The sequence below is a fragment of the Empedobacter sp. UBA3239 genome (assembly GCF_002362875.1).
GTDB lineage: Bacteria > Bacteroidota > Bacteroidia > Flavobacteriales > Weeksellaceae > Empedobacter > Empedobacter falsenii_B.
Window position 1 is genome coordinate 20,692 of record NZ_DEVJ01000068.1, and the last position, 21,062, is coordinate 41,753.

At 33.1% G+C, this 21,062-nt stretch carries 13 protein-coding genes and 1 pseudogene; 10 read left to right on the forward strand and 4 right to left on the reverse strand.

Going from position 1 to position 21,062, the window contains the following annotated elements:
* Nucleotides 1–8 precede the first annotated feature (8 nt).
* On the reverse strand, nucleotides 9–2,927 hold the full coding sequence (locus B4G36_RS10410) for a SusC/RagA family TonB-linked outer membrane protein (protein WP_291063857.1): 2,919 nt from the start codon (nucleotides 2,925–2,927) through the stop codon (nucleotides 9–11).
* Between the two features lie 221 nt (nucleotides 2,928–3,148).
* Between B4G36_RS10410 and B4G36_RS10415 the strand changes: the two genes are divergently transcribed.
* From B4G36_RS10415 to B4G36_RS10460, 10 genes are all read left to right on the forward strand, one after another.
* On the forward strand, nucleotides 3,149–4,168 hold the full coding sequence (locus B4G36_RS10415) for a LacI family DNA-binding transcriptional regulator (protein ID WP_291063859.1): 1,020 nt from the start codon (nucleotides 3,149–3,151) through the stop codon (nucleotides 4,166–4,168).
* Nucleotides 4,169–4,330: 162 nt separating this feature from the next.
* A complete protein-coding gene (locus B4G36_RS10420; RefSeq protein WP_286495101.1) occupies nucleotides 4,331–5,677 on the forward strand; it encodes an MFS transporter in 1,347 nt (448 codons plus the stop codon).
* Nucleotides 5,678–5,682: 5 nt separating this feature from the next.
* Complete coding sequence (gene pgmB, locus B4G36_RS10425) at nucleotides 5,683–6,339, forward strand: beta-phosphoglucomutase (RefSeq protein WP_291063861.1); 657 nt, start codon at nucleotides 5,683–5,685, stop codon at nucleotides 6,337–6,339.
* Between the two features lie 27 nt (nucleotides 6,340–6,366).
* Complete coding sequence (locus tag B4G36_RS10430) at nucleotides 6,367–8,664, forward strand: glycoside hydrolase family 65 protein (protein ID WP_286495099.1); 2,298 nt, start codon at nucleotides 6,367–6,369, stop codon at nucleotides 8,662–8,664.
* A 277-nt stretch (nucleotides 8,665–8,941) separates the two neighbouring features.
* Nucleotides 8,942–10,795, forward strand: coding sequence for a glycoside hydrolase family 13 protein (locus B4G36_RS10435; RefSeq protein ID WP_291063864.1), 1,854 nt, complete (start codon nucleotides 8,942–8,944; stop codon nucleotides 10,793–10,795).
* Nucleotides 10,796–11,159: 364 nt separating this feature from the next.
* Nucleotides 11,160–13,337 (forward strand): glycoside hydrolase family 97 protein, encoded by a 2,178-nt coding sequence (locus tag B4G36_RS10440; RefSeq protein WP_291063866.1) that lies wholly within the window; start codon nucleotides 11,160–11,162, stop codon nucleotides 13,335–13,337.
* 69 nt (nucleotides 13,338–13,406) lie between these two features.
* Nucleotides 13,407–15,062 carry an alpha-amylase family glycosyl hydrolase gene (locus tag B4G36_RS10445; RefSeq protein ID WP_286495095.1) on the forward strand — a complete coding sequence of 552 codons (1,656 nt, stop codon included), beginning with the start codon at nucleotides 13,407–13,409 and terminating at the stop codon, nucleotides 15,060–15,062.
* A gap of 25 nt (nucleotides 15,063–15,087) precedes the next feature.
* Nucleotides 15,088–16,476: an alpha-amylase family glycosyl hydrolase gene (locus B4G36_RS10450; RefSeq protein ID WP_291063868.1), complete on the forward strand. Its 1,389-nt coding sequence runs from the start codon at nucleotides 15,088–15,090 to the stop codon at nucleotides 16,474–16,476.
* Nucleotides 16,477–16,555: 79 nt separating this feature from the next.
* The gene (locus B4G36_RS10455) at nucleotides 16,556–17,167 is read left to right on the forward strand and encodes a PepSY-like domain-containing protein (protein WP_291050761.1); all 612 of its coding nucleotides are present in this window, start codon (nucleotides 16,556–16,558) and stop codon (nucleotides 17,165–17,167) included.
* A 126-nt stretch (nucleotides 17,168–17,293) separates the two neighbouring features.
* Complete coding sequence (locus tag B4G36_RS10460) at nucleotides 17,294–18,895, forward strand: class I SAM-dependent methyltransferase (protein ID WP_291063870.1); 1,602 nt, start codon at nucleotides 17,294–17,296, stop codon at nucleotides 18,893–18,895.
* A 72-nt stretch (nucleotides 18,896–18,967) separates the two neighbouring features.
* On the opposite strand, the gene B4G36_RS10465 is transcribed toward B4G36_RS10460, so the two are convergent.
* From B4G36_RS10465 to B4G36_RS10475, 3 genes and pseudogenes are all read right to left on the reverse strand, one after another.
* A complete protein-coding gene (locus tag B4G36_RS10465) occupies nucleotides 18,968–19,984 on the reverse strand; it encodes a hypothetical protein (protein ID WP_291063872.1) in 1,017 nt (338 codons plus the stop codon).
* Between the two features lie 308 nt (nucleotides 19,985–20,292).
* On the reverse strand, nucleotides 20,293–20,490 hold the full coding sequence (locus B4G36_RS10470) for a hypothetical protein (protein ID WP_291063876.1): 198 nt from the start codon (nucleotides 20,488–20,490) through the stop codon (nucleotides 20,293–20,295).
* Between the two features lie 3 nt (nucleotides 20,491–20,493).
* Nucleotides 20,494–20,943: pseudogene (locus tag B4G36_RS10475) on the reverse strand (insulinase family protein); the annotation flags it as partial.
* Nucleotides 20,944–21,062 lie beyond the last annotated feature (119 nt).

Here is a 21,062-nt window from a genome sequence, read left to right on the forward strand (position 1 = left end):
TTGTTTTCTTAGAAGTTAACATTTAAACCAAAGACAAATGTTCGTGGACGAGGATAAAATCTGTTATCAATTCCTCCAAACATCTCAGGATCTAATCCATTATAATTTGTAAATACAGCAACATTTTGAACAGCTCCGTAAAGACGAACATCCATTCCTTTGATGGCTTGTTTTAAATTATAACCTAATGTAATGTTATCAATTCGGAAGAAAGATGCATCTTGTACGTAATAATCACTCAATAAATTAGTATTTGTAATTGTTGAGAAACCTGCATTATAGTAATCAGTATGTACATTAGATAAATAGTTTTGCCCATTACCTGTAGCTTTCGCACTATATCCCTTTGCAGAAGCAACATTATTATAAGCATAATTCCCTAAACTTGCACGGGCTGTTGCTGATAAGTCCCAATTTTTATATCGGAAATATGTATTGAATCCCATTGTGATATCTGCATATGGACTTTTGTGAATATAACGATCTTTATCATTGATGATTCCATCTTTGTTTAAATCTTCGTAAGCACCTTCGATTGGTTTTCCGTTTACATCGTAAATTTGTTTGTACACATAGAAACTATATGGAGTATAATCTTCTCTATGAATTTGAATGTTATTTCCTGTTCCTCCGTCAATTCCTCCAACTAGATTATCAGTTGACAGGTTTTTAATTTTATTATCATTATATGCAATATTGTATCCAAATGACCAATCAATGTCTTTTGTTTTAATAATATCAGCATTGATGCTAAATTCAACACCTTTATTTTCCATATCACCGATATTTTTATCGATCATACTTCCAAAGTTAGTAAATGGATCTACGTATACTTTCGCAATTAAATCTTTCGTTTTCTTTTGATAGATATCTAAGCTACCATAAATACGATTTCTAAATAACGCATAGTCAACACCAACATTTAATGTACTCGAAATTTCCCATTTTAGATTTTCACTTAGCGGATCTGGTCTATATGTTTGATAAAATGTAGAACCAAATTGATAATAAGCAGTTGATTGAGAAACTTTATAACGCGTTAAGAATTGGAAATTTCCTAATCCGTTTACGTTTCCAACTTCTCCATAACCTACACGTAATTTCAAATCACTAACAGTTGAATTACCTTTTAAGAACTCTTCATTCGAAATATTCCAAGCAACTGCAACAGAAGGGAAATATCCCCAACGATTATTAGGGTTTAATTTAGAAGATGCATCTGCACGTAACGTACCTGTTAAAATATATCGATTATCGAAATTATAATTTACACGTCCATAATATGATAACAAAGTAGAATGATCGCGATCTACAAATTCAAATTCTGGATTACCTTTTTGTTCTAATTCACTATCGTAACTATGATTATATGTATTAAAATATTGATATCCATAACCAGCAACAACATTTACATTATGTTTTCCGAAATCTTTGTTGAAAGTTAAATAAGCGTCAAGTAATTTATTATAAAATTGAGCACTGAACGTTGTTTTTGATCCATCCCAATTTTGCTCCGATGAGGGTAAATTCTCTGTAGTTACTTTACGTCCATTTGCATTAGAAATATCATAACCAACATTAACCGTAGCAGTTACAGATGGTAAGAAATGTAATTTATAGTCCATTTTAGCATTTCCTACAAAACGACGAACTTCTGATGTATCACCAACTTCATTGATTAACGCAACTGGGTTTGTTGGAGCTAAACCATTTTTTATATTTCCAGAAGTCCAAGTGTGATAACCACCAAATAATGAATTACCTGAATAAACTGATTGAGTTGGATCATATTCTAGAGCTGCACCAATTGCATCACGATTAGCAAAATCATTTTCAATGTATGATCCTCTTGCGTTAAAATCAAATTTTAAGTGATTATCTAATAACGAAGGATTAAGATTAAAAGATGCAGTTGTACGATTAACATTATCTCCTTTCAAAATACCATCTTGATTTGTATTCGATACAGAAAAACGAGAAGGCATGTTTCCTCCAATGTTTCCCATTGCACTAAGGCTATGATCAAAACCTATAGCAGTTCTATAAATTTCTTTTTGCCAATCTGTATTTGCATTTCCTAGTTTAGCTACATCATCAGTTGTTCCAACAGATTTTACTAATTCACGGAACTGATTTGCATTCATCATGTCTATATAACCTTCAGGCTGATATATAGATGTGGTAGAATTATAACTAAATTTGAATTTTTTTCCTTTTCCTTTTTTAGTTGTAATCATTACAACACCATTCGCAGCTCGAGAACCATAAATGGCAGTTGCAGAAGCATCTTTCAAAATAGTCATCGTTTCGATGTCGTTAGGATTTAAGAAATCCAAAGGATTTCGAGAACCTCCAATATTTACTTCAGATAAAGGAACACCATCAACTACATATAATGGTTGAGAGTTTAATGATAACGAACTATTACCACGAATGATAATGTTTTGACCGTCACCAGGAGCTCCACCAGCAGATGTTACCACAACACCAGCGATTTTCCCTGTCATTAATTCTTGCGCAGAAGTGATTGATCCTTTGTTGAAATCTTCTGAATTTAATTGATTTACAGAACCTGTAACATCTTCTTTTTTTGCTGTACCATATCCAATTACAACAACTTCTTTCAAGTTTTCTGTCGTTTTAGACATACGAAGTTGTAATTGCGTTTGTCCCGCAAAAGTTATTTCTTGATCGTCATAACCAAAAAAACTGATAACAATTATATCACCATCGTTCGCTTCTAATGTAAAATTTCCTTTTTCATCAGAAACTGTCGATTCTCCTGTTGTGATGTTCGAAACATCTGCACCAGCTAAAACCGTGTTATTAGCGCTATCTTGTACTGTTCCTTTTATCGCAGTTTGTGCAGATAAAATAGCAGGGCTTGATAAAACTAATGCTAGAAGAGATTGTTTTAAAATCCTCATATATTTTTCGTTTTGTTTCGTTAATTAATTTATATTTTTACTTCTCATTACCAAATATAAGTTGTTTAATTGATTGATTGTGTATGTAATACACTAACTAGTTAAACGAAAACGTTTTCGTGTTAATAAATAATTAAATTAATTGTTATAGCATGTTAATTTTTAATAAAAAAGACGGAAATTAGTAGAATAAGATTGATGGTTAAGGTAGAAAGAAGATTATGAAAAAGAATTTGACATTAAAACAGATTGCAAAAGAGTTAGATGTTTCGATATCAACGGTTTCTAAGGCGTTGAAAAATAGCGAAGAGATTAGTGCTGTAACGAAACAAAAGATTCAGGCATTTGCAAAATTATACAACTACAAACCGAATAATATAGCATTAAGTCTAAAGAATCGTAAAACGAAAACCATTGCCGTGATTATTCCCGAAATCGTTCACGATTTTTTTGCGATGGTAATTAGTGGAATCGAAAATTTAGCCAATCAATATGGTTATAATGTCTTAATATGTTTGTCAAATGAGTCGTACGAACGTGAAGTGATTAATATGGAGATGCTTGCAGCGGGTAGTATAGACGGATTTGTGATTTCTCTTTCGAAAGAAACTCAAGCCAAAAAAGATTATCATCATATCAAAGAAATCATCAACCAAGGAATGCCAGTTGTGATGTTCGACCGTGTAACGCGTGAGGTTTATACTGATAAAGTGATTATTGATGATGTACTTGCGACACAAGAAGCAATTCAGTATTTTATAAGTAAAGAACGCAAGAAAATCGGTTTTATCACAACGCCAGATTATATAAGTGTTGGACGCTTAAGAACCGAAGGATATAAAAGAACGTTGGAAGCGAATGGAATTGAAGTTGACGAAAACTTGATTTTGCGTGTAGAAGACGAGAGTCAGTTGGACACTATGATTGATGAATTTTTCGAAAAAAATAATTTTGATGCAGTAATGGCAGTAAATGAATTATATGCCGTAAAAGTGTTGAGAGCAGCACTGAAAAAAGGAATCAAAGTGCCAGAAGAATTACATTTAATAGCTTTTACAGATGGTGTAATTTCCAAGAACTCAATTCCAAGCATTTCTACAGTCAAACAAAATGCATTCAAAATGGGTGAGATTGCAGCGCGTTTATTGATTCAAAAATTAGAGTCAGAAAACGAGCACGAGCATTACATTACCGAAGTTGTCGGAACAGAATTATTACACAGAGAAACTACAACGATTTAGTAAGTTTTTTTTGGTTAAATAATTGTTACAGTTGCAATAATCCCAAAAAAAAGTTTTAACATTGTAAACAAATCAAAACATATTTTTACTTCTCAAATTACAAAAATATAGTTTTGATAAGCATAAAACGCTTATCGTAAAATACATAAAAAAATTACGATAATGGGAAAGCGTAGATTAGGATTTCTTGAAATCTGGAATTTAAGTTTCGGATATCTAGGAGTTCAAATGGGTTTCGCCTTGCAAAACGCAAATGCGAGCCGTATTCTAAGTTCATTTGGTGCCGATGTGCACGAATTGTCTTGGTTTTGGATTGTTGCACCGCTAATGGGATTGATTGTTCAACCTATTATTGGTCATTATTCAGATAATACTTGGTCTAAATTTGGACGAAGAAAACCATACTTTTTAGTAGGAGCTTTATTGGCTTCTTTCGGATTAATCTTAATGCCACAAGCAGGTGCATTTACGGCATTGATGCCTGCATTATGGATGGGTGCTGGATTCTTGATGATAATGGATGCTTCATTCAATATCGCGATGGAACCGATGCGTGCATTTGTAGCAGATATGTTGCCTTCGGATCAACGTACATTAGGATATTCAATTCAAACTGTAATTATTGGTTTAGGAGCTGTTGTCGGTTCGTGGTTGCCTTATATTTTGAGCAACTGGTTTGGTGTTTCAAGTATTGCAGCGGAAGGAGAAGTTCCGTTTCACTTAATTTTATCATTCATTATTGGAGCAATTGCAATTATTGTAACCGTTTTAATTACCATTTTTACAACAAAAGAATATTCGCCAGAAGAATTAGACGCTTTCGAAAAAGCAGAAGGTAGAGAACCAATTGTTGAAGAAAAAGCAAGCTTAACACAGATTTTTACCGATTTTGGGAATATGCCAAAAACGATGAAACAATTAGGTTTAGTACAGTTCTTTACGTGGTTTGCATTATTCGGTATGTGGGTATTTGCTACGCCTGCAATCGCTCATCATGTGTACGGTTTGTCTTTGAATGATACACATTCAGAAACGTACCAAAAAGCAGGGGATTGGGTTGGAATTATCTTCGGAGTTTACAACGGAATTTCTGCAATATTCGCCTTCTTTTTACCAGCAATAGCCTTAAAATTTGGTCGAAAAACAACACATGCTATTTCATTAATTTGTGGAGGATTAGGATTAATTTCAATCTATTTTATTCACGATCCAAAATTATTAATCCTTTCCATGATCGGAGTAGGAATCGCTTGGGCAAGTATCTTATCGATGCCTTATGCAATTTTAGCGGGAGCAATTCCAGCGAAAAAAATGGGTGTTTACATGGGAATTTTCAATTTCTTCATTTGTATGCCTCAAATCATCAACGCTCTTTTGGGCGGTCCAATTGTAAAATATTTATATCACGATAATCCAATCTACGCCATTGTTACCAGCGGTGTTGCGCTAATTATTGCAGCACTTTTTGTAACGCGCGTAAAAGATGTGGATGAACCAATCAAAGCATAATCATTTTGAAAACTAAAGCATTTATTTTTGATTTAGATGGTGTCATCGTCGACACTGCAAAGTACCATTATTTAGCATGGAAAAAATTAGCGAATAATCTAAACATCGATTTTACGCACGAACATAACGAATTATTGAAAGGTGTTTCTCGTGTGCGATCATTAGAAATTATTCTTGGATTGGGAAATGTTGAAGCTTCTGATGAGCAGAAAAACGAATGGTTAATTCAGAAGAACAAAGAATATTTAGAATACATCGATAAGATGGACGATTCTGAAATTTTACCAGGCGTTATAGACGTTTTAAACTTTCTAAAAGAAAACAATCAACCAATTATTTTGGGATCAGCTTCTAAAAATGCACGTCCAATTTTAGAGAAAGTTAATATTCTAAATTATTTCGATGATATCGTAGATGGAAACGATGTTTCTAACGCAAAACCAGATCCAGAAGTTTTTATCGTTGGAGCGAAAAAAGCGAATCAAACAAACGAAAATTCAATTGTATTTGAAGATTCTGTTGCAGGAATTGAAGCAGCAAATGTAGCAGGAATGACAAGCATCGGAATTGGAGAAGCTTCGGTTTTGAATGAAGCGAAATACAACTTTAAAAATTTTACTGAAATCTCAGAGGATTTCTTGGTCGAATTAATCAATCAATAATTATACAAACTACATACAACTAACAAAATGAATCAAGATTATATCATCCCGAATGCGTGGTCAATTATCGAAGAAGGGTTTGAAAAAGATCGTGTAAAATCGTCTGAAAGTTTATTTTCTATTGGTAATGGAGCAATGGGACAACGTGCCAATTTCGAAGAATTTTATTCAGGTGATACATTTCAAGGAAGCTATATTGCCGGCGTTTATTATCCTGACAAGACAAAAGTGGGATGGTGGAAAAACGGTTATCCAGAATATTTTGCAAAAGTATTAAATGCGCCAGTTTGGATTGGAATTGACATCGAAATTAACGGTGAAAAATTTGATTTAAACACTTGTAAAGAAGTTAAAAATTTCCGTCGCGAATTGAATATGAAAGAAGGTTTATTGGATCGTTCATTTATTGCGATTTTACCTTCAGGATTAGAAATTGAGGTTTTTGTTCGACGTTTTCTTTCTGCTAATTTAGATGAATTAGGAGCAATTAAATATGACATCAAACCAATCAATGGTGATGCGAAAATTGTCTTCAAACCTTATGTTGATGCAGCTGTAAAGAACGAAGATGCGAACTGGGAAGAGATTTTTTGGGAACCAATTTTTTCTGAAATTAAAGGTGAACAAGGTTTTGTACAAGGGCGTACGTTCAAAACTCATTTTGAAGTCGTAACATTTATGCAGAATAAAATCTTGGTAAATGGAAGTTATCAACAAAATACACCAACAAGTGATGTTAAAACTGAAACAAAAGTAGAATTTACATATGAAGTTGAGGTAAAAGCGAATGATACCGCGACAATTGAGAAATTTGGAGGTTATGTTGTTTCGACAAATCATCCTAAAAATGAATTAATTAACGCTGCCGAAAATGTATTATCTCAAGCAAATGAACAAGGTTATGAACAATTGTTAATAAACCAAAAAGAAGCTTGGGCAAAGATTTGGGAAATGGCTGATATCACTATAGAAGGTGATACAAAAGCGCAACAAGGTATTCGTTTTAATATTTTTCAATTAAATCAAACGTATTCTGGAAAAGATGCGCGTTTAAATATCGGTCCAAAAGGCTTTACAGGAGAGAAATACGGAGGTTCTACCTATTGGGATACAGAAGCGTATTGTTTGCCATTTTATATGGTAACAAAAAATCAAGAAGTTGCGCGAAACTTATTAATGTATCGTTTTAATCAATTGGATAAAGCGATTGAAAATGGAGAGAAATTAGGTTTCAACAAAGGAGCAGCTTTGTATCCGATGGTTACGATGAATGGTGAAGAATGCCACAACGAATGGGAAATTACATTCGAGGAAATTCACCGAAACGGAGCGATTGCATTTGCGATTTACAATTATGTTCGTTTTACGGGAGATCAAACCTACATTCCTGAAGCTGGTTTAGAAGTTTTATTAGGAATTGCACGTTTTTGGAAACAGCGTGTGAATTGGTCAAACGAGAAAAAACAATATGTGATGTTAGGTGTTACGGGACCTAACGAATACGAAAATAACGTTAACAACAATTTTCATTCTAATTATTGTGCACAATGGTGTATGAATTATTTGTTGGAACAAGTTGAAAATGTCAAAACAAATTATCCAGAAGATTTTGCTCGTATCGCTGCAAAGAGAAATATTACTGATGCTGAATTAGCAGAGATGAAAGAAGTTGCATCGAATATTTATTTTCCTTTTAGCGAAGAATTAGGAATTTATTTACAGCAAGATGGTTTCTTGGATAAAGATTTAACACCTGTTTCTGAATTACCAAAAGAAGAACGTCCAATTAATCAAAAATGGTCTTGGGACAGAATTTTACGTTCGGCTTACATCAAACAAGCTGACGTTTTACAATCGTTCTATTATTTTGAAGATCAATTCTCAAGAGATCAATTAGAAAAACATTTTGATTTTTACGAACCATTAACAGTTCACGAATCATCATTATCACCTTGTGTTCACTCTATCCAAGCGGCAACGTTGGGGAGAATGGAGCAAGCGTATACATTTTATTTGAGAACTTCTCGTTTAGATTTAGATGATTATAACAAAGAAGTTCACGAAGGATTACACATCACATCTATGGCAGGAACTTGGATGTCGATTGTAGAAGGATTTGGTGGAATGCGTGTGAAAAACGATCAATTGTATTTTGAGCCGCGTTTACCAGAACAATGGGAAGGTTTTACATTTAAAGTAAATTTCCGTCATCAAATCCTAAAAGTTATTGTAAATAAAGGAGAAACAACATTTGAATTGGAAGGAACAGAACCGTTAGAGGTTTATGTTTTCGACCAGAAAGTAGTTGTTCAGCCTTCGATTTAATAAAGGGAATCTAATACCTTGAAGGCTTCGGTTTTCAGGGTATTTTTATTTAGAGTAGTACGTTTTAAGTTCTAAGTTTATTCTGAAAACCTATTTTAAAAAAGTCATCTTGAACTCATTTCAGGATCAAATGAAGCAGATAATGAGAAGATTAAACAAGTTCAGCTGGACAGAGAATTTAAAAAAGATTCTTCGATAAACTCAGAATGACAATTTCATTAATGTAGTAAAGTAAATTTCATACAGAGCTTGTCGAGGTATCAAAAAAACAAAAAACATGAAAAAAATACTATTATTATCATCTTTCCTATCAACATTTGCTTTTGCACAAATTCAAAAAGTGGAGCCAATGTTTTGGTGGAAAGGAATGAAAAATCCAGAAGTTCAAATTCTAGTTTATGGAAAAGATATTAGTAAATACAATATTGAATTATCGGATAATGTTAAAATTCAAAATTTACAGAAAACTGAAAATCCGAATTATGTTTTTGTAACGATTAATACGAATGAAGTAAACAAATCATCATTCAAAATTAACATCAAAAACAAAAACAAAATCGTTGATTCGTATACATACGAGTTAAAAAATCGTCAGCCAAATTCTGCAAATCGAGCATCTTTTACATCAAAAGATATGGTGTATTTGATTATGCCAGATCGTTTCGCCAATGGTGATGAAAGCAACGATTCGAAGAAAGAATTAACAGATAAAGCCAATCGTTCTATTCCAGATGGTCGTCATGGTGGGGATTTGCGAGGAATCATCAACAATTTAGATTATTTACAAAATCTTGGTGCAACAGCGGTTTGGTTAACGCCTGTTAATGAAGATAACGAAAAACAACATTCGTATCACGGCTATGCACAAACTGATTTTTATAAGATTGATGGACGTTACGGAAGCAATGAAGATTATCGCGAATTATCACAAAAATTAAATCAACGAGGAATGATGTTGATTCAAGATTATGTGACAAATCATTGGGGAATTTCGCATTGGATGATTCAGGATTTGCCTTCGCAAGATTGGATTCACAAATTTCCTGGAGGAAAAGATGGTTTTCGTCGTTCCAATTATCGTACAACAACCCAATTTGATAAAAACGCGGCAGAAGTAGACAAAAAAGAAGCTTTGAATGGTTGGTTTGATTATACAATGCCAGATATGAATCAATCAAATCCGTTGGTGCTAAATTATCTGACGCAAAATGCAATTTGGTGGATAGAATATGCAGAATTAGGTGGAATGCGTGTCGATACATATCCATATAATGATAAAGAAGGAATGGCAAAATGGGTAAAAGCAATTACGACAGAATATCCAAATTTCAATGTAGTTGGAGAAGCTTGGATGTATTCACCTGCGCATATTTCGTATTGGCAAAAAGATTCTAAAATTGCTGAAATCGATAATTATAATTCGTATTTACCTTCGGTAATGGATTTTCCATTGTTCTCAGAATTGCCAAAAGCAATCAAGGAAGAGGAATCGTGGGACAAAGGAATGATCAAATTATATAATTCATTTACCAATGATTTCTTGTATCCAAATGTCAATAATATGTTTGTATTTATGGAAAATCACGATACAGAGCGTTGGAATGAAGTGATGAATGGAGATGTGAATGATTACAAACTTGGTTTGTCCTTAATTTCGACTGTTCGTGGAATTCCTCAAGTATATTACGGTTCTGAAATCGGGATGCGAGGAGATAAAAGTAAAGGTGATGCAGCAATTCGACAAGATTTTCCTGGTGGTTGGAAGTCAGATAAGCAATCGGCTTTTATAAATGAAGGAAGAACTGCGGAGCAAAAAACGTTTCATGATTTTACAGCAAAACTTTTCAATTGGCGAAAAAATAAAGAAGTTATTCATTCAGGAAAAACGAAGCATTATATGCCACAGAGTAATGTTTACGTTTATTTTAGATACAATGATACCGAATCTGTAATGGTTATTTTGAATGCAAATCCAGAAAAACAGACGTTCAAATTAGATCGTTTTGCAGAATCATTAAACGGATTTACTTCTGGAAAAGATATTATTTCAGACAAAGTTTTACCAATCAATATAAACGGAGAAATCACAATTGATGGTAAATCTTCGATGATTATTGAACTTAAAAAGTAGTAGGTTTTAAGTTCTACGTTCTAAGTTTATTCTGAAAATGTATTTAAAAATGGCATTAAATCTATGATGTTAATAAAATTTAATAAGTGAAGAGTAAAAATGATTTAATGAGCGATAGCAAATTTTTAAATCATTCTCGAAACGGTTTAAATTTTTAGTCAAATAGATTTACGGCCTTGACTTTTTTGATTCGTTTTTGTGTCAAGACAAAAATGAATGAAATATAAAAGTCATCCTGAATTCATATCAGGATCACATAAAGTAGAGGATGATAAGCTGAAACAAGTTCAGCTTGACAAGAAATTTATTGCTTTAAGCATTAGGCGTAAAGCATAAAACAGACAATAAAACAAAAACAAGAAATATGAAAAACTTTAAGTTTATACTAGGGTTAGGAATCGCGATGATGAATATGGTTTATGGACAAGAGTTGAAATCTCCAAATGGAAATTTTGTGATGGATTTCTCTTTATCTAAAGATGGAAAACCTACCTATCAGTTAAAGTACAAAGGAAAAGATGTTGTAAAACCAAGTCATTTAGGATTTGAGTTTAAAACGAAACATAAAGAAATGGATTTTGCCGTTCAAGATCGTGTAGAAGATGAACGCGCAAAAGACATCGCAAACTTTTTTTCAGGTTTCAAAATTATTGATACTAAAACGTCAACATTCGACGAAACTTGGAAACCAGTTTGGGGAGAAGTAGACAAGATTAGAAATAATTTTAACGAATTAGCGGTGACGGTTTCTCAACCAAATACAGATCGACAAATGATTATTCGTTTTCGTTTGTTTAATGAAGGATTAGGTTTCCGTTACGAGTTTCCAGAACAAAAGAACTTAAAATATTTTGTCATCAAAGAAGAGCATTCGCAATTCGCAATGGCGGGAGATCACACAGCTTTTTGGATTCCTGGCGATTACGATACGCAAGAATACGACTACACGGAATCTAAATTATCAGAAATTAGGGGATTATTTGATCAAGCCTATATTGGAAATGCATCTCAACAATCTTTCTCAAAAACAGGTGTACAAACAGCTTTGATGATGAAAGCAACAAACGGACTTTACATCAATTTACATGAAGCTGCGTTGATTAACTATCCTGCAATGAGTTTGAATTTAGATGATAAAACATTAACATTCGAATCGTGGTTGACTCCTGATGCTTTGGGCGATAAAGGATATCTACAAGCACCTTTTAATACGCCTTGGCGTACAATTATTGCGAGCGATGATGCAAGAGAAGTTGCATTTAAAGGGCCGCAAATAATTTATAATTTAAATGAACCTTCAAAAATTAAAGATACTTCTTGGATCAAACCTGTAAAATACGTTGGAGTTTGGTGGGAAATGATTACAGGAAAAAGCTCTTGGGCTTATACAGACGATTTCCCCACAGTACAATTAGGTATAACCGATTATAAAAATGCGAAACCAAACGGAAAACATGGTGCAAATAACGAGCGTGTAAAAGAATACATTGATTTTGCTGCAGAAAATGGATTTGATGCTGTTTTAGTAGAAGGATGGAACGAAGGTTGGGAAGATTGGTTTGGTAATCATAAAGATTACGTGTTCGATTTTGTAACGCCTTATCCAGATTTTGATGTGAAAATGTTAAATGCTTACTCAAAATCAAAAGGTGTAAAAATTATGATGCATCACGAAACTTCGGGATCAATTCGTAATTACGAAAGACATTTGGATAAAGCATATAAATTCATGAACGATAATGGTTATACATCAGTAAAAAGTGGATATGTTGGTGATATTGTTCCTCGTGGAGATTATCATTACAGCCAAAATACAATTAATCATTATCAATATGCAATCGAAAAAGCGGCTGATTATAAAATAATGGTTAATGCACACGAAGCGGTTCGTCCTACAGGAGTTGCGCGTACATGGCCAAATTTAATTGGAAACGAATCTGCACGTGGAACAGAATACCAAGCTTTCGGTGGTTCTAAACCAAATCACGTAACGGTTTTACCTTTCACGCGTCTTTTAGGTGGACCAATGGATTACACGCCTGGTATTTTCGAAATGGATGTGAAAAAATTAAATCCAAACAATCATTCACACGTTAATTCTACGATTGCAAATCAGTTGGCTTTATACGTGACAATGTATTCTCCTTTACAAATGGCTGCTGATATTATTGAGCATTACAAACAATTTTATGATGCATTTCAATTTATCAAAGATGTACCAGTAGATTGGCAAGATTCTAATTATTTGGAAGCTGAACCAGGAAGATATTTAACAATTGCGCGTAAAGATAAAAATTCGAACAATTGGTTTGTTGGAAATGTAAATGGTGAAACGCCTCGTTCAACGAAAATTAAATTAGATTTCTTAGCTAAAGGAAAAAAATACGAAGCGAAAATCTATGCAGATGCAAAAGATGCGCATTACAAAACAAATCCACAAGCCTATAAAATCGAAACAAAAAAGGTTGATTCAAAATCTGTTTTAGATTTAACATCTCAAGCTGGTGGAGGTTTTGCAATTAGTATCAAAGAAATTAAATAAGTAATGAGTGATGAGTATTGAGAAACTTGTTACTCAATACTCAAAACTTACTACTCAAAACTTTTTAGTATGAAAAAAATACTTTTCACATTAGGAATAGCTTCATTGTTTTTAAGTTCTTGCTCAAAAACAACAACACAAGCTACGCAGACAAATCATTCAGAAAAACAACCATTTGTTTGGAATGGTGCAAATATTTATTTTTTATTGACTGATCGTTTCGAGAATGGAGATAAAAAGAATGATGTTAATTACGGGAGAACTGCTAAAACATCTAAATTAAGAGGTTTTGAAGGAGGAGATTTTCGTGGGGTAATCAATAAAATCGAAGATAATTATTTTTCAGATTTAGGAGTTAATGCGATTTGGATGACACCGATTGTGGAGCAAATTCATGGATATGTTGACGAAGGTCAAGGGAAAACATATGGATTTCACGGTTATTGGACAAAAGATTGGACGTCGATTGATAAAAACTGGGGAACTGAAAAGGAGTTGCAAGAATTGGTTGATAAAGCCCATGCGAAAGGCATTCGTATTATGTTGGATGCGGTGATTAATCACACAGGTCCAGTCACAAATTCAGATGGTGTTTTTCCTGCTGATTGGGTTCGTATTTCTCCACAATGTACCTATGAGTCTTACAAAACGACGATTGAATGTACGTTGGTAAAAAATCTTCCAGACATTTTAACGGAATCAGAAAATGATGTGATGTTGCCTCCGCAATTGTTAGCAAAATGGTCGCAAGAAGGTCGTTTAGACAAAGAAGTTGCTGAATTGAATGCTTTTTTCGCGAAATATAATCTTCCAAAAGCACCGAAATATTATATCATGAAATGGCTTTCAGACTATATTCGTAAGTACGGAATTGATGGTTATCGTGTCGATACGGTGAAACATACGGAAGAAAATGTTTGGAAGAAATTCGAAGAAATTTGTCAAGATGCGTTTGCTGAATATAAAGCGAATAATCCTATAAAAGTATTGGATCAAAATAAGTTTTTCTTGTTAGGAGAAGTTTATGGATATTCGATTAATGATGGTCAGCAATATAATTTTCCTGATAAAACGGTTAATTATTTCGAGAATGGATTTGATGCGTTAATCAATTTCGATTTGCGTTCAACTCAAAAAGAATCTAATCAAACTGTTTTTGATCGATACAATGATATTCTTCAAAAGAAGATGAAAGGAAAGTCTGTGATGAGCTACATTACCTCGCACGATGACGGTTCGCCTTTTGATAAAAATCGTCAAAATACTTGGGATGCAGGAACTCGATTGTTATTGGCGCCAGGGATTTCGCAAATTTATTATGGAGACGAAACGGCTCGTCCGTTAGAGATTGAAGGTGTTGATGGAGATGCAAATCTTCGTTCGAATATGAACTGGGAAGATATTAAACCAAATTCAGAAACGGAATCATTATTGAATCATTACCAAAAATTAGGACAATTTAGACGAAATCATCCAGCGGTTGGAGCAGGAAATCAAACAGATTTGCAAAATTCTCCGTATATTTTTACAAGAAAATATAAGACAGACGAAGTGGTGATTGGTTTGGAAATGCCAATTGAAAAAAAAACAATTAATGTAAGTTCTGTTTGGAAAGATGGTACCAAAGTTCGCGATGCTTATTCAGGTTTTTCTGGAAAAGTTGTGAACGGAAATTTAGAATTGAATACGACTTCCAATATTGTATTATTGGAAAAAGTGAATTAGTTTTTTGAGAAGTAATAGAAGAAAAATGATAAAAAAAATAGTTGGTTTAACCTTGATGACAACTTTGTTTTTAACAAGTTGTGAAAGCAAAAAAGAAACAAAGTCAGAAGACGTTAAAACTGAAAGGAAAGAACAAAGCATTTTGCCTTTTACGGCTGATATGGCAGAAACTTCTGTGATTTATGAAGTGAATGTTCGTCAGTTTTCACCAGAAGGAACTTTTGCAGCGGTTACAAAAGAGATTTCGAATATCAAGAAATTAGGGGTTAAAATCCTTTGGATTATGCCCATTTACCCAATTGGAGAAGAAAATCGAAAAGAAGGTTTAGGTTCGTATTATTCGATCAAAGATTATAGAGGAATCAATCCAGAATTTGGAAATGCCGAAGATTTTAAGAAATTGGTTGATGAAGCGCACAAAAACGGAATCTATGTGATTTTGGATTGGGTTGCGAATCACACGGCTTGGGATCATCCTTGGGTAAAACAACATCCTGATTGGTACGAACAAGATAAGAACGGGAAAATGCATTCTCCTTACGATTGGTCGGATGTTGTGGCGTTAAATTTCGATAACAAAGAAATGCGCAAACAGATGATTGCCGATATGAAATATTGGTTAGATGATTTCAAAATTGATGGTTTCCGTTGTGATATGGCGCACGAAGTTCCAACAGATTTTTGGAACGAAGCAAAACCTCAATTGGCAAAAGGTCGCGAAATTTTTATGTTAGGTGAAACAGAGAAACCAGATTTATTAGCAAATAATGCATTTGATGCTGCTTATGGTTGGGAAATTCATCATATCATGAATGATATTGCAAAAGGTAAAAAGAATGTTTCTGCGATTGATGCGTACATGGATTCGATTCCGAAAAAATGGCAAGCGGACGATTATAAATTATTATTCACATCAAATCATGACGAAAATTCTTGGGCTGGAACTGAGTACGAAAGAATGGGTGATGCGGTCGAAACATTTGCTGCATTAACGTATACTTTACCAGGAATTCCATTGATTTATAATGGACAAGAAGAAGATTTTAATCGTCGTTTAAAATTCTTTGTCAAAGATTCTATTGATCGTAATCCAACTTCAAAAATGCGTGGCGTTTATGAAAAGTTAGGAGAACTTAAAATCACAAATGAAGCATTTAATGGAGCGAAAAAAGCGGCTTCTTACGAACGTTTGAAAACATCTGATGATAAATCTATCTTAGCGTTCAAACGTCATAAAAATACGACAGAAGCTTATTTTATTGCGAATTTTACGAAAGCAAATAAAGAAATTATAGTTCCAATTAATGGTGTGTACAAAAACTTTATGAACAACGAAGATGTGACATTTGATGCAACAACAAAACTGAAATTAAAACCTTGGGAATACCTGATTTTAGTTCAGAAGAAAAAATAAATTCTTAAAAGCTGGTTAAATTTTTAATCAGCTTTTTTTATGGTATAATGCTTGTTGATAAACGTTTAAAATCCAAATCATGAGAAAAATAATTTTATCAACAGCAGTCATTTTAAGCTTAGTTTTCTCTTCGTGTGAATCGAAGAAAACAGAAAACTCAGAAGTTATCACAAGTAAATCTGAAGTTGCAGAACAGCCAATTGTTTCGGAAAGTGATATTGCGAATCATCCAGAGTCATCGACTTCACAAAATACTTATGAGGTTTTACAAGATAATGGTCAACAAAAAACGGTAAATATTGATCCAAATGAAACGGTGATTTCAGCAAATAGTTTACCTATTAATGCACAAAATTTTGTTTCGAAAAACTTTGGTAATATGGAGTTTGTGAATGCGATAAAAGAAGTTGAACGCAATATCACAACATATAATATTCAGTTAAAAGACGGAACAAAAATAGAATTTACAGATAATGGTGATTGGAAAGAGGTGAAAAATGGTTTAGGAAAAGCGATTCCGATTAAATTTTTCCCAGATAATATTCAAAAATATCTTCAAACTAAATATCCTAAAATTGATGCGAAATCAATTGAAATGGATACAAAAGATAAAGAAATAAAAGTTGAATTATTACAAAATAATGTCGATTTGAAATTTGATTTGAATGGTAATTTTATAAAAATTGATTAATCACATACATCAAAAACCTTGTCAATAGATGAGGTTTTTTTATTTCTATTTTTAAAATTTTACAATAACCTTCACATCAACATCTCGCAATTTTCAATATATTTATAGTAGAAAAAATCAACCAAAATGGATAAAAAATATTTGAGATCGTTAATTTTTAGACATCTCGATGGTTTGGTAACGGCTCCGGTATTAAGTGCTTTGGCTAAAAAAGGAGCTTTGCATTATATCGTCGAGCGTAAAACTATACAGTTAGAAGAATTGACAAACGAATTTCAGGCAAACGAAGGTTATCTAAATGTTGCTTTGCGTGTGTTGGCTTCGCAGAATATGTTAGAATATTCAGTGAATAATGCAGAAAATAGCGTCGAGATTCAAACCAATAAATATTCAGATAGAGCATTTACTAATATTGATATTTACCACGATTTAGCTGTTTTTTTAGCAGAAGATGAAGTCATCAATCAACATGATTTTTCGGATGAATTTTGCAAAAAATGGATCAAATTATTTGATAAATATAAAATCTATTTGATTACTGCTGATGACGAAGAGTTTCTTGAAAAACCTTTGCATTATCAAATTACCAAACATATCGAAGGCGTTTTAGTTGGGCCAATTATTGTGCGAATGGGAATGAGCGGTTTGTTTCATAAATACTTTATGGAAGCTTCTTTCAATCCAGATGAATTTCACAAAAATCCACAAACGTTCGAGAAAATTTTGGAACGATTAACCGAATTAGGTTGGTTTACAAAACACGAAAAAAACTATAAATTCACCGAAATAGGACTGTTTTTTGCGCGTCGTGCAACATCGTATGGCGTTACAGTTTCTTATTTGCCAATGTTTGCGAAGTTGAATGATTTGCTTTTCGGTTCACCAACAAAATTGCGTGAAATTACCGATGGTGAAGATGAGCAACATGTGAATCGCGAAATGAATGTTTGGGGTAGTGGAGGAGCGCATTCCACTTATTTCAAGGTGATTGATGAGTTTATTGTAGATATTTTTAATCGCCCGATAGAAGAGCAACCGAAAGGGATTTTGGATATGGGATGCGGGAATGGAGCGCTTTTGCAACATTTGTATGATGTGATAGAACGTCAAACTTTACGCGGAAAACATCTCGACGAATATCCACTTTTTTTGGTTGGTGCAGATTATAATCAAGCAGCGTTGAAAGTAACGCGTGCCAATTTAATTAAAAATGATATTTGGGCAAAAGTGATTTGGGGCGATATTGGTGATCCAGATCGTTTGGCAACAGATTTGAAAAATGATTATTCAATAGAGTTGAGTGATTTATTAAACATTAGAACATTTTTAGATCATAATCGAATTTGGGAAGATGTAGAAGATGTCAAAACAAATCGAATTAGTGCTTCTACTGGAGCTTTTGCATTTAGAGGAAAACGATTGTCAAATAATGATGTGGAACAAAATTTATTGAATCATCTCAAAAAATGGGCACCTTATGTAGATAAATTTGGTTTGTTATTGATCGAATTACATACGATTGCTCCAGATTTAACGGCGGAGAATTTAGGAAATACACCTGCAACAGCGTATGATGCAACGCATGGATTTTCGGATCAATATATTGTAGAAGTCGATGTTTTTCATCGAATTTGTCAAGAAACTGGTTTAGTTCCAGATAAAACATTGTTCAAAAAATATCCAAACAGTGAATTGGCAACTGTTAGTATCAATCTTTTGAAACGATAATATTTAAAAGATATATTAAATCAAAAAAGCTCAGCAATTGCTGAGCTTTCTTGGTTAGTCTTGTGTCAATAATTAGTTTAGGGTTATTTTTGCTTGACTAATCTTAAATCCATTTTCGTAAACATTGAACGTGTAAACTCCTTTTTGGAATTCCTCGTTTTCCCAATCAAACGTAATATTTTTTGTTTGTCCGTTTGTGTAATTAAAGTTGATTGCATCAGAGAAATTAACTGTATCTCCAGATCTCAATTCAATTTGTCCGCCTTGCGTATTTCCATATCTTCCTAATGTTCCGTCAGGATTATAGATAGCAACATATAATTTTTTGTCTCCAGATTCTGTTCTCGAATTACGATCTACATCAAAAGAAACACGAATTTTATCAATACGTTTTGCACGTGTTTTTTCAACTTCTTTTCCACTATTTCTTACACGAATTCCTTTGATTTGTTGATTAGAAACAGACAAAGTTGAACTTAATTCATTGATCTTTCCTTTCGAAATTGCATTGTCTTTTTGACGAACACTTTTTTCTGTTTCGTAGTTATATGTTAACTCTTTATTGTTTTCTCTTAAATTGTTGTTGTCTGTTGTTAAAGCAGAATTTTTATTATTTAATTCGTCAACGCTACGTACAAGAATTGCATTTTCTTTTTGTAAACGAGCAACTTCAGATTTGTAATTTTTTACACTTCCTTCTAAATCATTAATCATTTTACGAGCACGATTCATTTCCTCTGCAGTTGGATTGTCTTTATCTAAAATTTCTTGAATATCTTGATTCTTTAACTGAATCATATTTTCTTTATCGCCCAATAAATTGTTACGATCTTCTATGCGTGCTTTATATTGTGTATAGTCGTTTAAAATCGAATCATATTGTTTACGAATTTGATCTTTTTGACCTGTTTCATTTTTAAGGATTTGAGAGTTTAAAGATTCATTTTTTTCAAGATTTCCGATTTGATTTGCTTGATAAATATTATATCCTACACTTCCTGCTAATAAGATTCCGACTAATGCCAAAGGAACTACTAAACCATTTTTTCCTTTGTTTGTTGGTTGATTGTTTTCTTCTAATCCTTGCATATGAACTATTATTTAAGGTTAATTGTTTTTTTATTGTTTTTTGTGTTAAGAAATTATGATGCCAAAAACTTAGTATGATGTTAAAATGAGGATTTTTTAACAAATTTTTTCACATTTTAAACCGAAAATGAATAATTATGCAGATTTTTATTCTAAATAAATCATAAAAGAAAGCTTCAGAATAATCTGAAGCTTTCTTTTAATTAATATGAATTGTATTTACTTTTTATCAAAATTACCTGTGTAAACAGAAGTCAATTTATCCAAAGACATGTACTTTTTGAAAACCTCGTTTACTTGGTTTACATTCAATGATCTACTTTTTTCTCTAAATTATCAAATTCATCAAACGTAATTCCGTCCAATAAATAACCATTTGATAAGCCTAACAAAGTTCCGTCAGTTCCCAAAGAAGTTGTACGACCGTTTTTCCAACTTACAATATTTGTTTTCAATTCGTCCGCTGTGAAGCCATCTTTCAATGCTTTTGCAACTTCTTCTTTCAATGCTTTTTCAACCGCTTCACGTTTTGTAGGGGTTAAAAATGCATAATATCCCCAAGAAGAAACATCGTTTTTAGGATCGTTTGGAATCGAAACATATGAACCTGCACCATAGCTGATTCCTTCTTTTTCTCTTAATCACATAGGAATACGAGCAGATAAAAATCCTCCACTTCCAATCATTTCATTTGCCATTATCATTGCAGCATAATCAAGGCTTTCACGATTCATTTTGAAGTTAATTGATCCAACTGCAGCAGCATTTTCTTTGTCTGGAATGTTATAAAGTTTATCCTCTTTTTTCGTTGCTGTAAAAGTTGGATACGCTTTTTCGTACTTCGATTTGCTATTCCATTTACCAAAAGTATCATTTAATAATTTTTCAACTTTCGCTTTGTCATTTGTTCCAACAATAGAAACAACGCCATTTACAAAAACACAATTTTGTGCCCGCATTTGCCCTGCTCTGCCCGCATTTGTCCACTTTTGTCCAGTTGCTTTTTACACAATAATAGTAATATAACAAAATAAAAACCTCGCTAACCTCCTCTTTATAATAGCTAGAGAGAAGTTGA